Annotated in this window: 25 protein-coding genes; 20 read left to right on the forward strand and 5 right to left on the reverse strand. The window is 29.8% G+C overall.

Features of this window, described 5'->3' with window-relative positions:
- Positions 1–519: 519 nt before the first annotated feature.
- From RBU61_RS00800 to RBU61_RS00840, 9 genes are all read left to right on the forward strand, one after another.
- On the forward strand, positions 520–726 hold the full coding sequence (locus tag RBU61_RS00800; RefSeq protein ID WP_308877504.1) for a GNAT family N-acetyltransferase: 207 nt from the start codon (positions 520–522) through the stop codon (positions 724–726).
- A gap of 724 nt (positions 727–1450) precedes the next feature.
- The gene (locus tag RBU61_RS00805; protein ID WP_308877505.1) at positions 1451–2473 is read left to right on the forward strand and encodes a siderophore ABC transporter substrate-binding protein; all 1023 of its coding nucleotides are present in this window, start codon (positions 1451–1453) and stop codon (positions 2471–2473) included.
- Positions 2474–2492: 19 nt separating this feature from the next.
- Positions 2493–3506 carry an iron chelate uptake ABC transporter family permease subunit gene (locus RBU61_RS00810; protein WP_308877506.1) on the forward strand — a complete coding sequence of 338 codons (1014 nt, stop codon included), beginning with the start codon at positions 2493–2495 and terminating at the stop codon, positions 3504–3506.
- Positions 3503–4567 (forward strand): iron chelate uptake ABC transporter family permease subunit, encoded by a 1065-nt coding sequence (locus RBU61_RS00815; protein WP_308877508.1) that lies wholly within the window; start codon positions 3503–3505, stop codon positions 4565–4567. Before RBU61_RS00810 ends, RBU61_RS00815 begins: the two co-directional genes overlap by 4 nt.
- On the forward strand, positions 4564–5316 hold the full coding sequence (locus tag RBU61_RS00820) for an ATP-binding cassette domain-containing protein (RefSeq protein ID WP_308877509.1): 753 nt from the start codon (positions 4564–4566) through the stop codon (positions 5314–5316). The genes RBU61_RS00815 and RBU61_RS00820 overlap by 4 nt, the downstream gene beginning before the upstream one ends.
- A gap of 712 nt (positions 5317–6028) precedes the next feature.
- Positions 6029–6331 carry a DUF6709 family protein gene (locus RBU61_RS00825; RefSeq protein WP_308877510.1) on the forward strand — a complete coding sequence of 101 codons (303 nt, stop codon included), beginning with the start codon at positions 6029–6031 and terminating at the stop codon, positions 6329–6331.
- Between the two features lie 84 nt (positions 6332–6415).
- Complete coding sequence (locus RBU61_RS00830) at positions 6416–7051, forward strand: hypothetical protein (RefSeq protein WP_308877511.1); 636 nt, start codon at positions 6416–6418, stop codon at positions 7049–7051.
- Positions 7052–7350: 299 nt separating this feature from the next.
- On the forward strand, positions 7351–7776 hold the full coding sequence (locus RBU61_RS00835; RefSeq protein WP_308877512.1) for an N-acetyltransferase: 426 nt from the start codon (positions 7351–7353) through the stop codon (positions 7774–7776).
- A 653-nt stretch (positions 7777–8429) separates the two neighbouring features.
- The gene (locus RBU61_RS00840) at positions 8430–10541 is read left to right on the forward strand and encodes a methyl-accepting chemotaxis protein (protein WP_308877513.1); all 2112 of its coding nucleotides are present in this window, start codon (positions 8430–8432) and stop codon (positions 10539–10541) included.
- A 394-nt stretch (positions 10542–10935) separates the two neighbouring features.
- Here RBU61_RS00840 and RBU61_RS00845 read toward each other — a convergent pair whose 3' ends face one another.
- From RBU61_RS00845 to RBU61_RS00865, 5 genes are all read right to left on the reverse strand, one after another.
- Positions 10936–11160 carry a transposase gene (locus RBU61_RS00845; RefSeq protein WP_308875721.1) on the reverse strand — a complete coding sequence of 75 codons (225 nt, stop codon included), beginning with the start codon at positions 11158–11160 and terminating at the stop codon, positions 10936–10938.
- The gene (locus RBU61_RS00850) at positions 11129–11830 is read right to left on the reverse strand and encodes a transposase (protein WP_308877514.1); all 702 of its coding nucleotides are present in this window, start codon (positions 11828–11830) and stop codon (positions 11129–11131) included. Before RBU61_RS00850 ends, RBU61_RS00845 begins: the two co-directional genes overlap by 32 nt.
- Before the next feature lie 251 nt (positions 11831–12081).
- A complete protein-coding gene (locus RBU61_RS00855) occupies positions 12082–12408 on the reverse strand; it encodes a transposase (RefSeq protein ID WP_308876808.1) in 327 nt (108 codons plus the stop codon).
- A gap of 227 nt (positions 12409–12635) precedes the next feature.
- Entirely contained in the window at positions 12636–13205 is a 570-nt protein-coding gene (locus RBU61_RS00860; protein ID WP_308877515.1) for a hypothetical protein, read from the reverse strand.
- A 22-nt stretch (positions 13206–13227) separates the two neighbouring features.
- On the reverse strand, positions 13228–13863 hold the full coding sequence (locus RBU61_RS00865) for a TetR/AcrR family transcriptional regulator (protein ID WP_308877516.1): 636 nt from the start codon (positions 13861–13863) through the stop codon (positions 13228–13230).
- A 277-nt stretch (positions 13864–14140) separates the two neighbouring features.
- Between RBU61_RS00865 and RBU61_RS00870 the strand changes: the two genes are divergently transcribed.
- From RBU61_RS00870 to speD, 11 genes are all read left to right on the forward strand, one after another.
- On the forward strand, positions 14141–14326 hold the full coding sequence (locus RBU61_RS00870; RefSeq protein ID WP_308877517.1) for a hypothetical protein: 186 nt from the start codon (positions 14141–14143) through the stop codon (positions 14324–14326).
- Positions 14327–14464: 138 nt separating this feature from the next.
- A complete protein-coding gene (gene vanR, locus RBU61_RS00875; protein WP_308877518.1) occupies positions 14465–15163 on the forward strand; it encodes a VanR-ABDEGLN family response regulator transcription factor in 699 nt (232 codons plus the stop codon).
- Positions 15141–16289 carry a HAMP domain-containing sensor histidine kinase gene (locus tag RBU61_RS00880; RefSeq protein ID WP_308877519.1) on the forward strand — a complete coding sequence of 383 codons (1149 nt, stop codon included), beginning with the start codon at positions 15141–15143 and terminating at the stop codon, positions 16287–16289. The genes vanR and RBU61_RS00880 overlap by 23 nt, the downstream gene beginning before the upstream one ends.
- A 207-nt stretch (positions 16290–16496) precedes the next feature.
- Positions 16497–17477, forward strand: a complete 981-nt coding sequence (locus tag RBU61_RS00885) for a D-alanyl-D-alanine carboxypeptidase (RefSeq protein WP_308877520.1) — start codon at positions 16497–16499, stop codon at positions 17475–17477.
- Positions 17478–17647: 170 nt separating this feature from the next.
- Complete coding sequence (locus RBU61_RS00890) at positions 17648–18676, forward strand: TlpA disulfide reductase family protein (RefSeq protein ID WP_308877521.1); 1029 nt, start codon at positions 17648–17650, stop codon at positions 18674–18676.
- A gap of 151 nt (positions 18677–18827) precedes the next feature.
- Positions 18828–18986, forward strand: coding sequence for a CD1871A family CXXC motif-containing protein (locus tag RBU61_RS00895; RefSeq protein ID WP_308877522.1), 159 nt, complete (start codon positions 18828–18830; stop codon positions 18984–18986).
- Positions 18979–19809, forward strand: coding sequence for a 4Fe-4S binding protein (locus tag RBU61_RS00900; RefSeq protein WP_308877523.1), 831 nt, complete (start codon positions 18979–18981; stop codon positions 19807–19809). The genes RBU61_RS00895 and RBU61_RS00900 overlap by 8 nt, the downstream gene beginning before the upstream one ends.
- A gap of 274 nt (positions 19810–20083) precedes the next feature.
- Complete coding sequence (locus tag RBU61_RS00905; RefSeq protein WP_308877525.1) at positions 20084–21160, forward strand: hypothetical protein; 1077 nt, start codon at positions 20084–20086, stop codon at positions 21158–21160.
- A gap of 109 nt (positions 21161–21269) precedes the next feature.
- Complete coding sequence (locus RBU61_RS00910; protein WP_308877526.1) at positions 21270–21431, forward strand: hypothetical protein; 162 nt, start codon at positions 21270–21272, stop codon at positions 21429–21431.
- Positions 21432–21932: 501 nt separating this feature from the next.
- Positions 21933–23102, forward strand: coding sequence for a bis-aminopropyl spermidine synthase family protein (locus tag RBU61_RS00915; protein WP_308877527.1), 1170 nt, complete (start codon positions 21933–21935; stop codon positions 23100–23102).
- 34 nt (positions 23103–23136) lie between these two features.
- Positions 23137–23526, forward strand: coding sequence for an adenosylmethionine decarboxylase (gene speD, locus RBU61_RS00920; RefSeq protein WP_308877528.1), 390 nt, complete (start codon positions 23137–23139; stop codon positions 23524–23526).
- Positions 23527–24033 lie beyond the last annotated feature (507 nt).

The following is a 24033-nucleotide window of genomic DNA, read 5'->3' on the forward strand; positions in this document are numbered from 1 at the left end:
AGATTCATATGATTTTAAAAACACATATAAATTTATATTTTTAAATTTATTTAATATAATAGGATTAGCAATTTTGATGGCTTTATATGGTAAATTTATGCTAGGTAAAATACTGGATTCCATATATTGATGAATGCAGTACATGTAAGGTTTTTCCATTATGTATGGGAGGTTGCCAAGCTAAAAGACAAAAGGGGATATCTGGATGTATACCAAAGAAAATCATATTGGATGATTTATTAAAGCTTATTATTAAAGAGCAATTTTAGCTAATTTAGCTTAAATAATATATTAAAAAAGGAGGAGTTTAAATGAAAGTTTTAGTAGAAAGCAAGAAAAACCTAAAGAGTAATTTTAACACAGATGCTTGTGGTATTGGCGTCATCATAATATGCTAGCTAGTAGGGCTGTTTCAAAATAAATAGCCCTATAAAAGAAAAACAGGTCGAAGGGTAGTAACTCTAAGACCTGTTTTTCTTTTATAGTTTAACTGCAATAAAAGATCATATATCTTCTGGATTGAGTCCAAAGGATGAAGTAGCATCAGAAATAGGATTGAATAATTCTATTTTTATTGTTACTTTAAGGGATTGCGATAAATTGGTTGGTATGGGAAGAATTATAGGAGATAAGGGATGCTTTTATCATATAGTGGATACTGCTGTTGCTCCTTCATATCAAGGAAAAGGACTAGGTAAACTAATTATGTCAGAAATAAATACCTAGAGAATCATGTACCAAAAAGTTCTTATGTAAGTTTAATTGCTGATGCTCCAGCAGATAGACTATATAAAAAAGTTTGGGTTTGAGTATTCAGAGTCAAAGTCTGTAGGTATGGCGAAAAGATATTAAAGTACATTTAGACAGAGACTTTGTCTATTCGATAAATGATATGCTTGTGTTTGAAAAATGTTATTTCGATGGATCTTGGTATTCAGTATCTATTGATGGCGGTGTGCAGGATATTGCAATACCTATAAAAGCGGATGCTCAAATAGAGCATCCGCTTTATTACATATTAAGTAGTTTTCTTAGATTTTATCATTTCATTATGCTTAATTGTTACAACTCATGGTTGTATTTTTGATTAGGCATTAAATTTTCCTAAAATATATACTGACTCCAAGGGGGTAATAGCCTCGACGGACATCTTTATTGTCACCTCTTTATAAATGGGGAGGGGACATAGGCTATATTCCTAAGTTCAAAAAAACAAAGCTATCAAAAATGGTTGACAATATTTTTTGCTTTGGTATAATTAATTAAGATATTGAAATTGATAATCACTATCATTACTATCATATTTGTATTGTCACTGTGCACTATAGTGAAATAGAGATAATTGTTACTTAAATCACGAATAAAAATATAACATAGATATTGATTTCATCAATTCAATAATCTGCTTGCTTATCATGCTTATATAAAACTTATATAAAAGGAGAAATGTATGAGAAAATCTAAACTTTTTAAATTAACTATTATTATGGGAATTTTTGCTTTGATGTTGACGGCTTGCACAAATCCAAGTAATGAGGCTATTGCCCCTGAAACTAATGAGCAAGTAAATGAGTCTACTGAAGTTTCAACGGTTGAAATTACTGATGTTCATGGAACTGTTACTGTTCCTGTAAATCCAAAGAATGTAGTTGCTTTGGATAATAGAACTTTTGAAACTTTATCTGATTGGGGAATTGAATTAGCAGCTGTTCCAAAGGGTGTAATGCCTGCGGATTCACCATATGTAGCTGATGAGTCAGTTCAAGATATTGGCAATCATCGTGAACCAAATCTTGAAATTATAGCAGCTGTAAACCCTGAACTTGTAATTGTCGGTCAAAGATTTGCTAGCTATTATGAAGATATAAAAGCATTAGTACCAAATGCAGTTGTTATTAATCTTAACTTTGATGTTTCTGAGGCATCTGATTCACCTGGAGAAAATTTAGTAAATGGACTTAAAAATTCTACAATTGCTTTGGGGAAAATTTTTGATAAAAATAAAGAGGCTGAACAATTAGTAGCTGATTTTGATCAAGTTATTGAAAACGCTAAGTCTGCGTATAATGGAACGGATACAGTTATGAGTATTGTAGTTTCTGGTGGAGATATTGGTTTTTCAGCTCCTCATTCTGGACGTGTTTGGGGACCAATGTATGAAATTTTTGGATGGGTTCCAGCATTAGAGGTTGGCAATGCTTCCTCTGATCATCAAGGTGATGATATTTCTGTTGAAGCTATTGCACAAAGTAACCCTGATTGGATTTTCGTACTAGATCGTGATGCTGCAGTATCTTCTACAACTGATGCAGTTCCTGCTCAGGATGTTATCGATAATTCACCTGCTCTTCAAAACACAACTGCTGTTTCTGAAGGAAAGATCGTTTATGCACCAAATGATACTTACACAAATGAATCAATACAAACTTATCTAGAGTTATTTGAAGAACTTGCAAACGCTTTAGCTAAGTAACATAAAGGAGTATAATATAGTGCCGAAAAATACAATGCAAAAAATGTATGGGGCTGAGAACTCTCAGCCCCAACATTATAATAAAAATAAAATATGGACAAAACCTTTTATATTAGCAGTTATAGTTGTTATTATGATAGGTATTATATCACTGTTTACTGGAGTTTATGATATCCTAGGACAAGAGGATGGAATGAGTATGTTTTTCATAACTCGTGTTCCAAGAACAGTTTCACTAATGCTTACTGGAGCTGCAATGTCAATGTCAGGACTGGTAATGCAACTTATTACACAGAATCGCTTAGTTGAATCTACCACAACGGGAACTATTGAATGGGCAGGTTTGGGGCTTGTTTTTGTTTATTTATTATTTCCTGCACCAACTTTGGTTCAACGAATGACTGGTGCAATATTTTTTTCTTTTATAGGAACTATGATTTTCTTTTTGTTTTTAAGAAAAATTAAACTTCGTTCGTCTTTAATTGTTCCAATTATCGGGATGATGCTTGGAGCAGTCATTTCTGCAATTTCTACTTTTATAGGACTAGTCTTTCAAATGACTCAAAATATTGAAGCGTGGTTTGTAGGTTCTTTTGCATCGGTTCAAATTGGAAGATATGAATATTTATGGCTAATTGTCATTGTCACTTTTTTAATTTTCATCTATGCTGATAGGTTGACTTTAGCTGGACTAGGGGAAGATATTGCAACAAGTCTTGGAGTAAATTATAATAGGATAGTTCTTTTGGGTACTGGTCTTATTTCTTTTGCAGTTGGAATTGTTGCGGCCGTTATTGGAAATTTGCCTTTTTTAGGTTTAATTGTGCCAAATATTGTTTCAATGTATAGAGGTGATGATCTTAGGAGTAATTTGCCTTGGGTATGTGTGTTAGGAATGGGTACTATAACTGTTTGTGACATAATTTCTCGAACACTTATAAGGCCTTTTGAAGTACCTGTCTCTTTAATACTCGGAACAATAGGGTCAGTTGTATTTATTGTTATTTTATTGAGACAAAGGAGGCTAAGATGAACGTATTAGAATATAGTAATAAAAGAAATATCGAAATTGATTCTAGCATACATAATGAAAATAGATCAGCTAGAGCCTTCCGTTCTAAGAAAGAAGAAAAACGTTATTGGATTTTCTTGATAACATTGTTTGCTTTGGGCGCTCTTTCTTCATATGGACTTTTGGTTTATAATAATCCAGTTCCAGTAGGTTCCCCTTCCTTTATTCCAGTTGTTAGAAGAAGGATGGTAGCTCTTGTTGCAATGATTATTGCTGCAACTTGTCAGAGTTTGTCCACTGTTGCTTTCCAATCGATTACTAATAATAGGGTTATAACTCCTTCACTTTTAGGTTTTGAAGCACTTTACTCAACAATTCATACTAGTACAATATTTTTCTTTGGTGCTAGTACATTTATAAATTTTAGCGGCATTGGATCATTTATATTTCAAGTTGTTGTTATGGTTTTAATGTGTTTGATACTTTATGGATGGTTACTTTCCGGAAAGTATGGAGATTTACAACTTATGCTTTTAGTGGGAGTTATTATTGGAACTGGGTTAAGGTCTTTGTCATCTTTTATGAGAAGACTTCTTGCACCCTCTGAGTTTGATATTTTACAGGCAAAATTGTTTGGTTCTGTAAATAATGCAGATTCAGCATATTTTTTTGTTGCGATTCCAATTGTAATAATTGCAGCATTACTTCTTCTTACTTATTCTAAGAAGTTAAATGTACTGTCACTTGGAAAGGACGTCTGTACTTCTTTGGGTATTAATAATCAATTTAGTGTAATTTATACTCTTATATTAGTTTCTGTTTTGATGTCGATTTCAACGGCTTTGGTTGGACCACTTACTTTCTATGGATTTTTAGTTGCGACTTTGAGTTATCAAGTGGCGCCAACTTATGATCACAGATATATTTTTCCAATGGCCCTTGCTATAGGATTTTTGATAATAACGGGTGCATACTTTTTTATGTATCATGTATTCAATGCTCAAGGTGTAGTTTCAGTTATTATCGAAATGTTTGGAGGAATAACATTTTTAATTGTAATTTTAAGGAAGGGGACTTTATGATAAAGATTGATAATGTTAAAAAGGTGTATACTGATGAGGTAAAAATAGGACCTTTGAATATTGAAATACCAAAAGCTGGTCTTACTTCTTTAATTGGACCAAATGGTGCTGGGAAATCTACAACACTTTTAATGATTGGAAGACTTTTGGATATGGATAAAGGCCAAATTAATGTGGCAAATATGGATGTTTCTGAATCTAAATCAGAAGATTTAGCAAAAATCCTGACTATTTTGAGACAAGAAAATCATTTTATAACAAGGCTTACTGTTAGACAATTAGTTGGATTTGGGCGTTTTCCTTATTCAAAGGGAAGATTGACTAAAGAGGATGAGGCTATTATTTCTAAATATATTGACTTTTTAGGCTTGACTGATTTAGAAAATAGATATTTAGATGAGCTTTCTGGTGGTCAAAGGCAAAGAGCATATGTAGCAATGGTTTTATGCCAAGAGACTGAATATGTACTTTTGGATGAGCCTCTGAACAATTTGGATGTTGCTCGTTCTGTTCAAATGATGGAGCATCTTAGGTATGCTGCTAATGAATTTGGAAGAACAATTCTGACTGTTATGCATGATATAAATTTTGCAGCAAAATATTCTGATAGAATTTGTGCCATGAAAGATGGACAAATTGCTGCCTTTGGAACAGTAGAAGAGGTTATGGACCCAGAATCTTTGACAGGTATCTTTGAAACGAAAATAGAAATTATTGATGGTCCTTATGGGCCAGTAGCGATTTATTAGTTATAAAATCAAATAAAAAAAGAGAGGCATCTCAGTAATACGTTGATTATCTTCATGACGATCATAATAATAGCTGGGAGAAGAGGCGACTTTAATAAATTGACATATACAATTAATTGCTAGGGAAAAGAAAAATCAGATGATATAACAATCTTACATTATGACGATTTATATGATTTTTCTAATTTACCCATTGGCAAAGTTACTTATTAGAAGTATATTTTAAAAAATTAAGAGGCTAAGTTCTAGATTAACCTATATAATCTATAAACTTAGTCTCTTAATTTATACCCAAAAACATAAGGAAAAGAATGAGAACAATGACAAAATTATTTATGTATGGAATATTACTAGGAAGAATAAAGAAGAAACAATTATAATTCTTAGCAGTTGAGTCTAAAAGGAAATTCTGTTTTGTTGATAGATTATAACGATCTCGCAGAAGATTTAACTGTAGGGCAAAACGAGGATAAAAGTAGAACTATTACGAAGAAAGAAAAGAATCCTGCTTAGATTTTATTATCTAAACAGGATTTAAATATTTTCAGATTAATCTCTTAGTATTTTATTGATTTTTTAGATACTTTTAAACATGATTGATATTGTTAATTTTTATTCAATTTGTCAAAAACAAGACTTTAGTAGTATACACAGGAATGAAAATAATATATATAATGTTTATTATCTACAAATATGAATTAAAGGTACATTTATGGAAATTCATGAATCTCAAATGTTATCTTTATTAAAGAAGAAAGGAAAAAACATAGCTATACTTAGAACAGTTATTATTTTTGCTATTATTATTGCATATTTTATCTACTCTGATTTTGCACCTATTAAATTAATTCAGGGACCTACACCGTTGGGAGATATCAATGTTGTTGACTATAAGAATCAATATGTAACAGTAGAAATGGCTCTATCACTTGGTGCCTATATGGATACCTTCTCCACTGATGAGAAAACCAATATTTCAACCACCATAAAATCTGCCTATGTAATACCTATTTAGGTATGAAATACCATTCAACAGCTCAAGAGTAAGCCTTAATATGTATATAGATAATAAATATTAGAAAAACAGGGGTGCTACTTTATGCAGTGTAAAAATGGAATAAAATATATACTAATTTTTCTTGTAATGCTCTTAATACTTTCAGGTTGTAGTAAGGAACCAGAGAAAGCACCAGAAGCAGTCCACCAAATAGATGTAATAATAGATTATGGTGACTTTCAATTGGCTGTAGGAGACACACGATTAAAGGACATACAAGATGCAGGATATATTGTTGCCTTAGATAAACGTTTAAAGGAAGGGATTGAAGGTAAGGTTATGCCTTCAAGAAGCTATTCTTTAAGGGGTTATATGGGACGAGATGATAAGTTATACTGTAAATTTCAGTTTCTAAATCCCTTAATGGATCAAACCATGTATTTTGAGGAATGTCTGATTAATCAAGTTACTGTATCACTTATTTCTTTACCCTATCAGTACGAATATGACAACAGCAATACCTTAATTAATGGTGAGAACTATAATGGTCTAACTCCTTCTGAAGTTGATGAAAAGTTGCTGGATATTACAACTGACCATCAGGAGTATAAAAATCCTAGTGGAAGTGTTGGGCTAAAAACTTATTTATTAGGAAAGACCAAGCTTTCCTTTGAATTTGATTATGAAACTCATCAAGTGAATTCAGTAGAAATCGGGATAGCTCACCATAATTATTAGTATTTTCCGTTAAAGTTTATTTAAATTCGAATTTCTATATTTTATGGAAACTTCAAGGATAAAATTTGGGTCAAAAATCGATGAAAGAACACTATTTTTTGACCCTTAAAAATAGGCAAAAATATAGATAATATTGGATAATTGGACTAGAGATAGGGGAATACTGAAAAAGTAGAGTTTAAAAGATGGGATTATTAGTTGATAGATTGGCAGATGAATTATATAATATTATGTACATAAGCAGAATTATTTGTCAAAAAGTATGGACTGAAGTTTTTATAAAATAAGGAGTATATTTAATGATAAAAGAATTAAACAAATCTAAAATAGATCATATAATGAAAATCTGGCTTGAAGAAAATATTAGCACACATGATTTTATTTCCAAAGACTATTGGAAGACGAACTATGAATTTGTCAAGAATGCTCTACCAGAGTCTACTGTCCTTGTCTATGAAGATGGTGGTGAAATAAAAGGTTTCATAGGTATTATAGAAAACTCATATATCGCAGGATTATTTGTTTCTAATAAATATCAGAATGAAGGTATAGGAAGTAAATTACTCGAAAGATGTAAAGAAGATTATTTTGTCTTAAGCTTAGATGTTTATGCTAAAAATTTAAAGGCTATAAATTTTTATAAGAAGCATGGATTTAAAGTCAAAAAAGAGAAAGAAAATGATGAAACTAAGGAAAAAGAATATTCAATGATATGGAAGTTGTAAATACAGAAAATAGATTAGGCTAAGTTTTTAGGTCAACAGAAAAGACCAGATAGACTTAGTCTACTTTTTTATAACAAAGGCTACATCTGTATTTTACCTTTTCTAGTGCAGATATTTATCTAATTGAAAATTTTAATTTTATAATAATAGCTGTTGCCTAATTTTTTAAAACTTCAGATAAATAACATGGAGTAAACAGTGTACTGATAAGATTATTTATAAGGTTATTTGTATATTTAAAGTTTAATTATTAACAAAATATGTCGATATTAATATAGAACTAATTGTAAAAATATGTATAATTGTGAAAGGAAAACTCAAATTAGTTAGATAATAAGTTGTTTTTGTAGAAAAAAGGACGTAAAACAAACCATACTGAGGGGGAATGTAGTGGATAAAAAGATTAAAATAAAAAAATGGTTGGAAAACTTATGTCATTCCCTTGGCTATAATATTAGTTTTGTTTCTAATAGCATGAGATGCTATTAGAAACTTAATTAATATAGTAATGGAAAATCGAAGTAATTTAAATAACGAATTATTTAAAAAATATCTGAAGATTTAAAAGCGGGTCATATATATTGTTACAAAGCGATAGCAATGCATTTATAGATAGACTTAATTAAATAAAAACCATAAGGGAGGAAGAGTTTATGAAATCGATTAAAGCTAGAATGTTATTAAGTATTTTAATGGTTATATTAGTTATCTTTGTAGTAACTATTGGTTTTATTGCAAGAAGTTCTTATAAAATTCAAGAAAGAGAAACATTTAATTATACAAAGGCAGAAACAGAAAAGTTTGTAGAAATGGCTCAAGATGAACTTATAAAAGCTATATCTACAACCAAGACAACAGCAGAAATGTTTGGAGGGATGAAGCAAAATGGAATAGAAGATAGAAGTGAATTACTTGTAATCCTAAAAAACATTATTGAAAAGAACCCTAATTTTGTTGGTATGTGGACAGTTTGGGAACCTAATGCTTTGGATGGGAAGGATATAGAATATATAAATACTCCTAATCATGATGAAACAGGTAGATTTATTCCATACTGGAATAGAGGTAGTGGAAATCTAGTGTTGGAAAAGACAAGTGATACCTATAAAAACTATGATGAAAGTGGTCTATGGTATCAAGCCTCTAGAGAAACGATGAAAGATATTGTGTCTGAACCTTCCACTTACACTTTGCAAGGAGAATCTGTAACGCTAGTATCCATTACATCTCCAATCATATATAACAATGAGGCTATAGGAGTTGTGGGGGTAGATATTGCATTAAATAGAATACAGGAAATTGTCTCTGATATCAAGATATTTGAAAGTGGATATGCTCAGTTGATTTCTGCAAATGGCACTATTGTAGGACATTTAGATCCAGATTTAATTGGCAAAAATGCTTTTGAGATATTTGGGGATGAGGAACTTCAAGAAGTGATTATAAATGGCGAGAGTACACGAATAGAAAAAAAAGCAGATTCCATCTACCCACGAAGATATTTAATAGTAGAACCATTAACTACAGATGGATATAGTAATAACTGGGCGTTGATGCTTATAGTTCCTCATAATGAAATATTTAAGGAACTAACTAATTCCATAAAGATTACTGTAATTACTGCCATAATTGGTATTATAATACTAGGATTTGCAATATTAATGATTACAAAGTCAATTAGTACACCAATAGTTGAGTTATCAAAAAATATTGAAAAAATATCAAACTTTGATTTAAGTTATGATAATGACAGCAAGACTGCGGAATATTTAGATAGGAAGGATGAAATTGGCTTAATCACCAAATCATTATCCATAATGCAGAAAAATCTTATAGTGTTAGTAAAAGACATAGCAGATAGTTCCCAACAAGTGGCGGCTTCATCAGAGGAGTTGACTGCGAATATGAACCAATCTGCAATAACCTCTGAAGAAGTTGCTAGAGCCATAGAGGAAATTGCAGGAGCAGCCAGTTCTCAGGCAATAGATACAGAAAAAGCTGCAACTGATATAGATACACTTGCTCAAGGTATTGAAGATAATCGTCGTAATGCAGATGAATTAAATCATACGGCAGGGGAAGTGAATAATTTAAAAAACCAAGGATTAAATACTGTAAAAGAACTTTTAGATAAAACAAATACAACTACTGTATCTATTGGAGAAGTATATAAAATAATATTAAATACTAATCAAAGCACTGAAAAGATAAAAAATGCCAGTGAAATGATCAAAAATATTGCAGACCAAACAAACTTACTCGCTTTAAATGCTGCAATAGAAGCAGCTAGAGCTGGAGAAGCAGGAAGGGGTTTTGCTGTTGTAGCAGATGAAATTAGGAAATTAGCAGAAGGATCTACATCTTTTTCTGGAGAGATTACCTCTATTATAGATAAATTAGCTGCAGAAATTGAATATGCCGTAAATACTATTGCGAAAGTAGAAGAAATAGTAAAATCTCAAAATGAAACAGTAGATATGACCAATGAACAATTCCAAGGAATTGCTTTAGCTATAGAAGCTGTAGAATTATCAGTAGCATCTATTAGAAATTCTAGTATAGAAATGGAGTCAAAGAAAGATGGGATCATAGGAGTATTACAAAACTTATCAGCCATAGCAGAAGAAAATGCAGCTGGAACAGAGGAAGCATCAGCATCTGTTGAAGAACAAGTAGCCTCTATCGAGGAAGTTTTAAATGCAAGTGAAGCATTATCAAAACTGGCTGATGAAATGCAATTGAGCATTTCAAAGTTTAAATACTAAAAGAATTTAGGTAGTTGCAGAATGTAGTTTTTATATAAATCAAGGTAATTCACAAAATAGGATATGATGAAGTATAAGTTAGCAATAATTTTCAGATGCATCTAAGCTATATATTGGTGTGACTGAGTTGAATTGTTTGGCTCTTTTGAAGAAGATAGTGATGGATTAAATATGAGTATATCAGAAATAGTACCTTATTGAGTTTTCAAAAAGGGGCTGTTTCATAACTGATAAATCAGTTATGAAACGCCTCTTTTTCTATATCAAAGTTGACAACTAAGTTATATCAGTCCCTATAAATATTAAATATACTCTCTCTAAATTAATTTAGGGTACAGGAAATAAAGCTTAGATTTTTCTAAACCTCATTTTACTTATGGCGTTTTTTCTATTTCTAAATCACTTCTTTATATCGGATAAAACCTAATTTGTCTGCCTTTATTTTACTACTTAGTTTTCTTATATTTATTGCGACACTTAGTAACTTTATTTCTGAAATAACTTTTTCCATACCTCTATGTTTAAATCTTAAATATTGCATTCCTGATTTTATATATGAAAATACTCCTTCTGACTGAATTGAACGATTAAGTCTTTCTGTAATTCCTTCTTCTGTCATTATATATTTTTTCTGATTCTTTTCTTAATTCTTCAAATCCTTCAGAAACATATATGCGTTTCAATCCAGTTTTGTTTTTCATATTGATGCAATCACTAGAATATATACAATTTAGACAGTCATTGCATAGATAAACCTTAGACTCACTTTTAAATCCATATTTATTTTTTCTATATATTCTCTTTTCGAATTTAAGCTTTTTATTATTATGACAAATATAGTAATCTTCTACTTTATAGTAAATCATATTCTCTTTTCTTGATATGTCATTTCTATATTTTCTTGTCTTTTTTACTTCATAATTTAAGGGTTTTATGAAAGGTTTTATTTTCTTTTTTCTTAGATAAAGATAATTTTCCTCACTTTCATAGCCTGAGTCTGCTACAACTCTATTTATTTTTGTATCATATTTTTTTAGAAGTTTATCCATAAAAGGAACTAAGGTTCTCACATCTGTAGGATTACTAAATCCCTCTATATCTACAATATACCCGCCATTCGTTGCACATTGAATATTGTAAGCAGGTTTTAACTGACCATTTTTCATATGGTCATCTTTTAATCTCATGAAAGTTGCATCTTTATCTGTTTTTGAATAGCTGTTTCTTTCATCAAGTATATTCAAATGTTTTTCATATATATTTAGCTTATCAAGCCACTCTTCCAACATTTCATATTTCTTTTGTTCTTCTAATTTTCGCTTCCCTTTACCATAAGCAAATACTATATTTCTTGATTTGCAAATATTTCTTATGTTATTGAATTCAAGTAGAACAAGCTTTTTACAATCCTCACTAGATAAATTTTCATTAATTCTGAAATATTCTAGTATTTTCTGTATTAGTTTCTCTTGATATTTAAGTATAGATTTTTTCCATACAAATGTGTATCTATTGGCATTTGCTTCTATTTTCGTTCCGTCTATGTATACACTTTTAAATCCATTTCTCCTTGTTCTACTAGTAAGTTTACTAGTTGATGTAATATTTCATCCATGAAAGGATATATCTTATTCCTAAATCTATTGATGGTTACATGATCAGGGGATTTTCCATTATCTAAAAGCCATCTGAATCGAATATCATATTTACAGGCATCTTCAATATCTCTAGCTGAATATTTTCTATTTATGTATGCAAAAACTAGAATTTTCAACATGGTTTTTGATTCTACAGCTGGTTTTCTACCTTTATTAGAGTAGGCACTATCTAAAAACTTTAAATTCATCTCCTCAATAATATTGTGCACCAGGAAAACCTCATCATCCATATCAAAATTATTAGTCAAATCAAAACTAAAAGTTAGTTGCATTTTTTTGATTTTTGCTCTATGATTAACTTTAGTATGTATATTCATCGCAGATAAAGCATACTAGAAAAGAGTTCAAAGAGCAACCGCTCTCTGAACTCTTTTTTTATTAAGGACTATTTATTTTGAAACAGCCCCTTCTAATATTTTGGCGAATTGTTAATGTATCAAATTTTATTCGTTCGCTTATGCTTCTTAAGAAAACAATATAATCCACCGATACAAACTATCAAACCTGTTAATGCAGGTTTTAGAATAGACATGCCTGCCTCACCACCAAATGCTATACTCCAAATAAATTTTAGAACAGCTGCCCCTATGATAATACCTAAAAGCCATTTCCAGTTTCTTTTCCATGCTGCTGTAATAAGAATGATAAAAAATAGGGGTACTGCTAAACTTATTATTATTTTTGGAGCAGTCCATACACCCTTTAGATACTCCATTTCAAAAGCCAAGAATGATAAAACCTGAGAACTACTTGTCGTAGGTACAGGAAACCAGAACATGCTTGTAAATAGAGCAAAAATTGAAGCGAATATACCAGTAAAACTTTTCTTAAATGCAAATATCACCATTGGTATAATAAATAATGGTCTAACATACCAGCTTAATATATTGTGGTGTCTTTCAAATGCCCAATTAAAAAACATATCATTAGATAGAAATAATATAATGAATACAACGGTAGCAACTGCAAATAACATCCCCAGCATAAAATCTAATTTTTTACTCATGGTAAACCTCCTTATACTCTGTTTAAATTTTGTTTTGAATTCCGTTAAATATAATACTTAAGAGAGAATCTACAAAATTACTCACATCTTCTTCATATTGCTCATACCTCACATTCCCAAACTTATTAAGCATATATTCATTAACCGAATTATTCAAAGATTGAAATATCATGCTTAAGGCTAAAGAATCAACTTTACTGTCTATTTCACCTTTAGATTTTGCATGGTCTATCATTTTTATAAATAGTGATTCTGATTGTTTATATCCTGCTTTAATAACCGATGATTTAGCTAATTGATTATTTTCTTTGGAAAATTGTTCTCCTAAGGCAGCGTATTGAGGATAATCTTTTGCAAATTCAATACCTTTGATAAAAAGCAAACGAAATTGCTCTAATAGTGATAAGGTATGAAATTCTCTTAGGATCACCGAGAAAAACCTAATCTTTTCTTCAATAGCTAAAGTCATTATATAAACATATAAATCCATCTTATCAGTGAAATATTGATAAAAGCTTCCTTTAGCAATATTTGATTTCTTGCATATTTGGTTTATACTGGCTGCACTATAGCTAGCTGAAGAAAACTCATCTATGGCAGCAGAGATTATTAAATTTCTTTTGTCATCTGATAAATTAAAAAATGTTGCTTGTGGCATTATATCACCCTTCCCCAAGATAGTGACCATGTGGTCATGTTATACCAATATTATATGACTACATGGTCACACTGTCAAGTATGTATAGCGTGCAGAAACACCATATAAGAATTAGTTCTTTTACAGATAGGAATATATATTGACTTTTGTAGCAAAAAGGGGTAATAATTATTAAGACACAGCTACCAAGGGGATACTAGATTTTAGCGACATCATTATTGTCTTATCAAGGTACAAAATATGAAATTTTAAACTATTATATTCTTGATTCTCAAAAATGAAAATCCAAAAACTATCACCAAGGGATTTAGCAATCTGTCGGAGACCTTTTGAGAATGGGGATACTTTATCAGAAAGAATAGTAGGTAGGTCATTGGTATTACATTCGGATAATGGAAGTGCCATAGATGTAGCTACAATATATTTGATGAATTTAGTGGACATTAAAATGTTAGACAAGTAGGAAGTATTACTGAGCTGGTTAAGGAAAAGATATAGCTATAAGCCTTAACATACTTAAAATAAGTTTGATAGATAAAGTTGAGAAGAAGTATAGGAGTTGCAAAACTCTGCTTATTAGATATAGAAAGAGGGTGGACATATGCATACAAAAATTTTAGTAGTTGAAGACGAAAAAGAAATTGCTAATTTAATTGAATTATATCTAAAAAATGAAAATTTTATAGTGTTCAAATGTTATACAGGAGCAGAAGCAATGAAAGTTATAGAAACTGAACACTTGGATATGGCTATTTTAGACGTCATGCTCCCAGATATAGATGGATTTTCCATTTGTCAAAAAATACGAGACTCTTATAATTTTCCAATCATTATGTTGACTGCAAAAGATGAAGAAATAGATAAAATCACGGGTTTGACATTAGGTGCAGATGATTATATTACAAAGCCATTTCGACCACTAGAGCTAGTAGCTCGAGTAAAGGCTCAATTAAGAAGGTTCACGAAATATAACCAATTAGACAAATCCCAAAATGAAGACATAATTTCTATAGCAGGGCTGGTAATAGACAAAAATACTCATGAGTGTTTTTTAAATGAAAAACCATTGTTCTTGACTCCTACTGAATTTTCAATTTTGTGGGTTTTATGTGAGAACAAAGGTCAGGTCGTAAGTTCTGACAGGTTATTCCATGAAGTTTGGGGGGATAAATACTTTAGCAGCAGTAACAACACCATTATGGTTCACATTAGACACTTAAGAGAAAAAATGAATGATTCAGCTGAAGATCCAAAATATATCAAAACTGTATGGGGAGTTGGTTATAAAATTGAAAGCTAATAAAATAAGGAAAAATGATTATTCATTATTCAAACGAAAAATATTCTTTAAAATATTTATACTTATTCTAGTTAGTATTAGCTTTTTAATGTTATTAAGTTCGATATTTCGAGGAAGTTTTGGTAATTGGATTGTTGATTTCTTACAAAATACATTTAATTTGTCTTATTATGATGCATTAGATATCCACCAATATATATTCCGTAACAATATGTATATTATTATGTTAGTTTTAAGTGTTGTTTTTTCATTAATCATTTTCCGATTTGCTATTTCTCGGATTACAAGATATTTTGATGAAATCGCTGAAGGTATGGATGAGTTAATGAAAGGTTCAGATAAGGAAATTGAACTATCCCCAGAAATGAGTTTTTTGGAAACCAAACTAAATATGTGCAGACATATTCTAGAAAAGAGAGAAAGAGATGCAAAACAAGCGGAACAAAGAAAGAATGATTTAGTTGTTTATCTTGCACATGATATAAAGACTCCACTTACTTCAGTTATCGGATACTTAGATTTAATGTCAGAAATACCAGATATGCCAATTGAACAAAGGGCAAAATATATGGAAATTACTCTAGAAAAAGCAAATCGCCTTGAAAAACTTATCAATGAATTTTTTGAAATTACCAGGTATAATCTTCAAACGATTGTATTGGATAAAAAAGACTTTAATCTATCCTATATGTTATTTCAAATGGCAGATGAGTTTTATCCAATGCTTTCTGAAAAAAGCCAAGAGGTTATAGTAAATGCAGAAGACGATATCATACTTTTTGGGGATTCAAATAAACTGGCAAGAGTATTTAATAATGTATTTAAAAATGCAATTGCATATGGTGGTAAAAATAGTAAAATTATAATAGACATTTATAAACAATCACAGAATGCAGTTATAACATTTAAAAATTATGGAAAAAGTATTCCGCCACAAAAACTAGATAGTATATTTGAAAAGTTTTATAGGATAGACGAATCCAGAGGAACAGATACCGGTAATTCTGGGCTAGGTCTTGCTATTGCCAAAGAAATTATAATCTTACATGAAGGTGAAATTTATGCAGAAAGTAACGATAATTATACAATATTTCATATAAAGATACCAGGCGTAATCAACAACTAAGAAACATTATTTCTTTATGATATAACAATTCATAAAGAAATAATGTTTTTTTATTTTTACTATGTTTTTAAATGCTGCAAATATTAAGCAGTTCATAAGAAAATCTTAATAAGTCCATAAGCTGTTGTTTATACAAAAAATATTAAACTTTATTAGAATTATATTATAAGACGAGATCATATCTCATATTTAAGGAGGAATGTTAAAATGAGAGTTAATAGACAAAAATATAGAAGAAAGAGGAAGATAAAATTTATTCTTTCAATTCTATGTGTATGTGCGGTGGGTATTACAGCTTTATTTTTGCAAAATCATATAATAAGTAAAAATAATGAACAAATAGAATCACCTATAAAAACTCAAGAAACAAGGATTTACGAAGAATTTAATCAGATTATAGTCGATGACTTATATAGTTCAAACGCTATTCTCATTTCTTTAGACGATAATGAAATATTATTAGATAAATCATCTGATGAAAGAGTCTATCCAGCATCTCTTACAAAAATTATGACAGCAATACTAGCAATTGAAAATCTATCAGATTTAGACGAAGAAATTTATCTATCAGAGGATATGTTTGAGGAATTGTATTCTGAAAATGCTTCTATGGCAGGATTCTTGCCAAACGAAAAGGTGCCAGCAATTGACTTGATTTATGGAGTATTATTACCATCTGGGGCAGAAAGTTGCATTGGGTTAGCGGATGCAATTGCAGGTTCAGAAAAAAGTTATGTAAAATTAATGAATCAAAAGGCTGAAGAATTAGGGATGAATAACACTCATTTTACTAACTCCACAGGGCTACATGACAGGAATCATTATACTACTGTAAATGATATTGCGAAATTACTGAAATATGCATTACAAAACAATCTATTTCGAGAAGTATATACCTCAAAACGTTATACGACAAAAGCAACAAATCTTCATCTCGACGGAATTACTTTCCAAAGTACAATGTTTGAAAAAATGGATACGGAGGATGTAAATAATGGTACTATCGAAGGTGGAAAGACTGGTTATACGAGAGAAGCAAAATTATGTCTTGCTAGTTTGGCAAAAATAGATGGCAAGGAATATATTTTAGTGACTGCTAATGCAGATGGGAGTCCTTATACGGAACAGTTCAATATTTTGGATGCATTTACTGTTTATAATCAGGTTTCCAAAACTAATGCTTCCTAGAAATATTAAGTGCTCCATAAGTAATTCTTAAGATATTAATAAGCAAATGTATACAAAGTTTTTTAAAAATTCCTATAAACTATAATTGTTACCGGTAAACTAATAGCAATTTGAGAAGTTATATATTTAAAGTATGAGAATATAATAGAGGACATAAGGAGGAATTAATTATGAAAAGAAAAATTTTAACAATTTTAATATCAGGAGTACTTTGTATATCGATGGTAGCATGTGATAAGTCTACAAGAAGGTTTGAAGATGTTGGAATTGGATTTAGCTTACCTAGTAAGTGGAGAAATAAGGCACAAAACATAGATGCATACGCAACTTTACCAGGAGAAAATATTGAAGGTCAACTGATCGTCAGTTTCATACTTGATGAGACTATGGAAAAGGCACGAAAACTAAATGAGGAGGCATCAAAGATCCCAGAAACAGATAAAGAAAAAATCAAAAAAGCTGCAGCGGAAATTATGGATTTAACTAAAGAATTTAAAGAATTATGGACTGTAGTAAGTATAGATAAGAGCAAAGAAGAGGGCAAAATTCAAAAAGATTTATTTTCAAAATATGAAAATAAGGATTTAATAGGTAAAGAAGGCAATCTTGAATTTTACTTATTATATAATAATAAACCTGATGTTAGTGGTTTATCTGAAAAATCTAAGAAAGACTATGAAGAAATATATGGAGGAATTAAAGAATTTAAAAGTTTAATAAAAACATTTGAGCAAGTAACAGAACAAGAAAGATTAAGTAAACATAAGAAATTTGAATTTAAAACAAAAACTTTAAATGGTAAAGAAATAGATAGTAGTATTTTTAAAGATAGTAAGCTAACCATGGTAAATATATGGGCAACATATTGTAGCCCATGTATAGAAGAAATGCCAGAGCTTCAAGCGCTTTATGAAGAAGTTAAGAATGAGAATGTTAATGTGATTGGTGTTGTCTCAGATACACCAGATGTAGACAATGAAGAATTAGCTAAGAAAATTTTATCAAAAAAAGGTGTTAAGTTTGCTAATATTATTCCAGATGAAAAAATTATAAATAATATATTACAAGATATTTCAGGAGTTCCAACTACATTTTTTGTTGATAGTGAAGGAAATATAATTGGAGAGTTTATAGTAGGTTCTAATAGTAAAGAAGAATTTAAGAAGGAAATTGAAGATAGATTAAAAAATATAGAATAGAAAACTGTATACCTCATCTATCTTCTAATAGTTGAGGTATATATCACAATTTGAATTAATATATGAATAAAGATGATAATTTTATAATTTCAAGAGTGAATATTTTATTATAAGATAATTTAATACATGATATATTAAGGATGTGTAATCTATGAATGTAAACAAATTCAATAAAAGTGAAGTGCTTATAAAATATAGTATTTTAATTATGAGTATTTCATTCATCATCACTGGGATATATAGAGAGGAAGTGAGAATTGTATTTAAAAAGGCAATAAATATATGTTTGGAGTGTATAGGAATTGGATAGGAGAAGAATAACACAAATTATTGTAGCTATAACGACAAATGCAAATGTCAATGGGTTTCTAAAAGGCACTATATTTAAAGGAAGTACAAAAAAAATCTGTGTCCCAGGTTTAAACTGTTATTCTTGCCCTGGAGCTATAGGCTCTTGTCCCATAGGCTCTTTACAGGCTGTTATTGGAACTGTAAAATATAAATTTTCATTATATGTAGTTGGACTTATGTCTTTATTTGGTATTATATTTGGTAGATTTATATGTGGGTGGCTATGTCCTTTTGGTCTTATTGAAGACCTATTACATAAAATACCTTCTAAAAAGATAAATGTAAATAAAAAAGTAAATAATGTACTTAAATATTTAAAATATATTATATTATTATTATTTGTTATAATATTACCTATGTTTTTAGTAAACGAATTTGGAATAAGCCCTCCATATTTTTGTCAATATATATGTCCAGCAGGAACATTAGAGGGTGGGGTACCGTTAATTTTACTAAATCAACCTTTAAGGGGAGCTATAGGATACTTATTTGTCTGGAAAATGTTTTTACTAATTATCATTATTATAGCTTCCATAATTATATACAGACCATTTTGTAGATATATATGTCCATTAGGAGCATTTTACTCACTATTTAATAAAGTAAGTTTTTATAAATACGAAGTAGACAAAAATAAATGTACAAGCTGTGGTGTTTGTACACATAAGTGTAAAATGAATATAGAAGTTTATAAAAAACCTAATAGCCCTGAATGTATTAGATGTGGAGAATGTGTAAAGATATGTCCTACAAAGTCTATTAAAAAAGGAATTAAATTTTAGAATTTTAATTATGGGTAAGGCTGGAATAGCTAGCTATCTAAGCTTTCTATGAAAAGAGTATTTTGTCTCAAAAAAACTGGAACAATATAAAGTATAGTTAAAGAAGTATATAATTAAAAAAGGCAATAATAGGTATATAGAAGAATTCATAGTGCAATCAACTATATGACTCCGCATATAGCACGAAAAAACATAATATAAGGAGATATAATATGAAACGTAAGAAGACTTTTTTAGAATTACTTTATTAATTGTATTTTTAGGCATTATAGCTGTGGTAGGATTTAATAAGTTATTTAATACAGAATATAATTCACTAAATGATTTAGATAAGAGCATGATAAATCAGCTTTCAGAAGTTTATGAGACATATGATAATAATTCGAGGGATATATGGATGGAAGGATATAATTTTAATAATATACCATTTATATTGACTCCGGTAAGTAAGGATAGAGGAACGTTACATGCATATTCATATGTGGTAGGAGTTGATAAGTTAGAAAACTCCATATTTTCTAAAGAAATGAATTTACCATCTATTTATAGAGTATCTTTTTTATCTCCTTCTTTGATTAAGGCATGGACACCAGCAAAGTTTATTTTTTCAGATATAGGAACTCAACATGTTACTTTTTTTAAGTATAATCCTTTGAATACTACAGCACTGAATACAGAAAAGTCATTTAAATATTTTTTAATGCATGAAGTATTTCATGAGTATAGACAAGTACCTTTATGGAAAAATGTGAATGACTTAACCTCAAGTATTTTTATAGAAGAAAGAAATAAGGAGCAATATCAACTTTTATTATTAGAGTTTGCCATTATGGACAAAGCTAATGAAATAAATAATAGAGATGAATTAATAAATATTTTAAGTGATTTTGTTACAGCAAGGGAATATCATTATAATAAATTTCAATATATGAAACAAGAAAAGCTAGTTGAAACTTTGGAAGGATATGCTCAATATATAGAATATAATTATTCTAATTTAGTGGGAGATCTTGTAAAGCCACCATTCACTGTAGATGGAGAAGTAGTAGGATTTAAAGATGTATTTGCTAAAGAAACATTAGAAAACTTTGTAAAAGAAAATAGCTTAAATCAATTTATGGATAAAAACTTGTACTACTATGTAGGTTCATTAGAGGGTGTACTTCTAGATAAATTAGATATAAATTGGAAAGATAGAGTAGAAAATAATGAATTAATTTATGATATTATGAAAGATGAAATATATAAGCGAGCAGATGGCAAGATAAATAGCATAGAAGAAATCAAAGATAAATATGGTTACGATAACTTTGAAGATGAAGCTAAAATCATAATAGATAATTTAGATTAATGTTGATATTATTTTATATAAATAGAGACTGTAAATAATTTTGCGCTAAGTAATTAAATAGTCCTTTGAGGTTAATGTTAAAATAAATATTAATTTGGAAGGATTTTTTATGGCAAGACAAAGAAAATTAACTAAAGAACGAAAAAACTTAATCGATAATTTACTGGCAGCCTATAAGCCAGAGGATGCAAAAATAGTGGGATTAGAAAGGCAGAATTCTCGGTTTTTATATTTGAAGAGAATGTTATTATATGTTATAATAAGCTTGTAAAGGACTAAATATTAGAGGAATATAAGGGAGAGAATTTGATGTCCGCGTTTGTTTTTAACTAAATCAACTAAATAGTTGTATCTTAAAAAGTGTTTAAACCTATATTATCTAGGTTTATTTGTTGATGACTTTTTAAGGATAAGTTAGAAACATGGATATCATTAAACCACACAATATATTAGAATAATTAATGTTTATTAGAATTATTTTATATCAAATATGAATTTTTATATACCTTATATTATAGTTATAGGTTTATTTTTGAGTTTCAATATTTTAATATGATTTTTAGCATATTATTTATTGGAATCTAATATAGGGTATTATTTGACATATAATGTAAATGGTAAAAGGTTATAGTGACTTCGTGTTGCTATGACCTTTTTTGTTTTTGTTCATGTTTCTTTTTACTTTCAATATTAGCATAGACATAATTAGTATTTTAGTTCTTATAGACTATGCAATGAAATTTAAAATGATAAATATGGAGGACAACAAACAATGCTTAATTATATAGATGAAGTAAACAAGAATGTAAGTATAGAAGAAGGTAAGAAGGCCATAGAGAACATATTAATAACAATATACCTTAAAGGAGGAATTTCCACTAAGGAATTAGCAAGAAACAGTCTCCTACCTATTCCCGTGGTTTCAGCTATAAAAAAAGAATTTATTAAAAAAGGGTTGGTTATTCAAGACCGGGGAACAAGGCTTACAATAAAGGGTAGACATTTTGTAGAGGAAGGTTTAGGGTTCAAAAAAATAAATAGTGATTTATATATGAAACTATTAATGGAACCTTGGAAGGAACATAGAGAAATTATTGAGATAAAAGAGGAACTACAGGAGCTCTTTGATAATCGTCCTCAGGTAGATGTCACTATAGATCAGTCAAAGTCCAGTATAGATACATCTCTAAAAAGGGCAATATTGTCTCTTAAAAATCATAACTTGGTAGGAAAAAGAATTTTGTGTTTGGGAGATGATGATTTAGTAAGTATAGCTTTAGGTTTTCTGCTAAAAAAGCTTTTTAATAATACTATTCATCATACTACTAAAATTACTGTAATGGATATTGATAAAAGAATTATAGACTATATAAATGATATAGCTATAAAAGAATCTCTTCCAATTAAGTGCGAGTATGTAGATTTCAGGATGCCATTAGCGGATAATTTTAAAAATCAATTTGATTGTTTTTTTACAGATCCACCTTATACTCTTGAAGGAATGAATTTGTTTCTTTCAAGAGGGATAGAAGCCTTAAGAGATGATAGTGGGCTTACTATTTATTTTTCTTATGCTCATAAGTCTCCAGATTTTCAATTAACTATGCAAAAGTGTTTTTTTAGCATGGGACTTATAGTTTCAGAGGTAATGGCTAGGTTTAATACCTATGAAGGGGCTAGCATAATTGGAAACACAGGACAAATGATTGTTCTTAAGACTACTAATATAACTAAAGCGTTAATAAAAACCCCTTATAAAGGAGTTTTGTATACTGGAGAACTGAAAGAAACAGTACGCTCTTATAGATGTAAACAATGTGGTGAAATTATAAAGGTAGGGCGTTCTGAAAAATTTAATAATATAGAAACATTAAAGTCAAAAGGTTGTTATAAATGTAATAGCCAAGTATTTGAGTTAATTCAGAGAAAAAATATAAACTAGTTAAATATAGAATAAGTATAGAAAAGGAGAAGTTATGATTAAACAAAAGCAATTAGGAAACCATCTTTTAATTGAATACTATGATTGTGATAGTGAAGTATTAAAAAATACACAGCTAATAGAGAAATATATGATAGAAGCTGCTAAAATGGCTCATGCTACAATTGTGGAAAGTGTATTTCACACATTTAGTCCTTGGGGAGTTAGTGGGGTTGTGGTTATTGAAGAATCACATCTAACTATTCATACTTGGCCAGAATATAAATATGCAGCTGTAGATTTATTTACTTGTGGGAATACAATAAAGCCTTGGGTTGCTTTTAAGTTTTTAGAAGAAAAGTTAAAAGCAGAAAGAGCTGATTTAGCAGAGATATCTAGGGGAATGATAGGTCGGATTTTAAAAGATAACAAGAATCTTTTATAATAATCTGGGATTTGATTAGAATAAAACTCAAGCTTGGAAAATCTGTAGGTCTGTAGGGTTAATTCTATGATGCAATAGATATGACTTCATATGACCTCTTGTATCTAAAAAGCAAAAAACAGAGTTTAGACGCAATATGTAATAGGTGGAGGGTGATTTGGGGTCAAAAAATCAGTGAAAAACACTGTTTTTGACCCTTAAGAATAGGTAAAAACGTAGATGTACCGGAAACATTGGTATCTATTATCAATGAGTTTTGGGATAAAAAGCAGAGCATATAAATTCCAATTTGTAATCGAGCTATTTCACATTCTTTATTTGTTGTATACCAGTAGAAAAATATTCAACAGAAACTATTTATATTTTTATTAGTCATCTAAAAGGAAATTTGGCTGATAAACAATATAGAAGATATGGTATAATTTGCTTATTAGAATAGCTGAACTAAATAAATTGCCTAGCAAGCTATTTTTTTGAATCACAGATCAAGAATAAAGATAAAGGGAG

The organism is Tissierella sp. MB52-C2 (assembly GCF_030931715.1).
Lineage (GTDB): Bacteria > Bacillota > Clostridia > Tissierellales > Tissierellaceae > Tissierella.